2 protein-coding genes are annotated in these 857 nt (G+C 68.3%); both read right to left on the reverse strand.

Going from position 1 to position 857, the window contains the following annotated elements:
- On the reverse strand, window positions 1-744 hold a 744-nt coding region (locus CH276_RS25195; RefSeq protein ID WP_094629711.1), incomplete at its 3' end, for a CbtA family protein.
- The coding region (locus CH276_RS25200; RefSeq protein ID WP_141214781.1) for a CbtB domain-containing protein at window positions 735-857 on the reverse strand (123 nt) is incomplete at its 5' end. The genes CH276_RS25200 and CH276_RS25195, both read right to left, overlap by 10 nt.

An 857-nucleotide genomic window follows, 5' to 3' on the forward strand; every position in this document is an offset into this window, starting at 1 on the left:
TCCCAGAGTCAGCCACAGGGTCGCCTGGGTGGCCAGGGACGACAGTCGGAATTCCCAGAGCAGGGTGGCGGGGAAGTCCGAGCCGACCTCGTTCACACCGGGCAACAGCGCGTACCCGATCCCGACCACAACCAGGAACGCGAGCAGCGGCGCGCCGACGCGGATCGCCACCGAATGCTGCGACGCGACCACCTTGGCGACGTAGATCCCGATCGCGACGGCCAGCACACCGAGAACCACCGACGCCAGCCACAGCCAGGTGCGCTGGGTGATGGTCTCCGGATCGCCGACCGCGGGCGGGTTGGCCGGGTACTTGAAGAACGGCACCGCTTCGATGGCCACCCATCCGGCACCGGCCCCGACCAGGGCCAGTACCGATCCCGGCAGGGAGCTGAAGCGTCGCCCGTAGTGCAGTGCCGAGGCGAAGATCGCGCCCAGGGCCAGGCCTGCGAGTCCGGTGGCGAGGAACAGCCCGACGCGTTGTCCGTCGCGACTGACGAGCGGGTCCTCGTCCCCGTGTGAATGTGCGGCAGGGGCGGCCTCGGTGGGATCGGCTCCGGTGTGATGGTCGTCGGCACCGGCTGCTTCTTCGATGGCGATGGCCGAGTCGATGTGCGGTTCACCGACGACGTAGGCGACTGCTCCGGCGAGCAGGCCTGCGAGGAGTCCGGCGAGCAGACCTCGGACCAGTAGTTGGACGAAGGTGCCCTGCAGCGTCGGGCCGTGTGTGTCGGTCAGTGGCATGGCAGGCCCAGCAGGTGGCGGCCGTCGTGCATCAGTTCGTGCATGTACATGCCACTGCGGGAGATCGCGCCCTGATCGAAACCGACGAGGTAGAGCACGACGAAAGCGAGCAG

The sequence above is a fragment of the Rhodococcus sp. 06-470-2 genome (assembly GCF_002258235.1).
Lineage (GTDB): Bacteria > Actinomycetota > Actinomycetes > Mycobacteriales > Mycobacteriaceae > Rhodococcoides.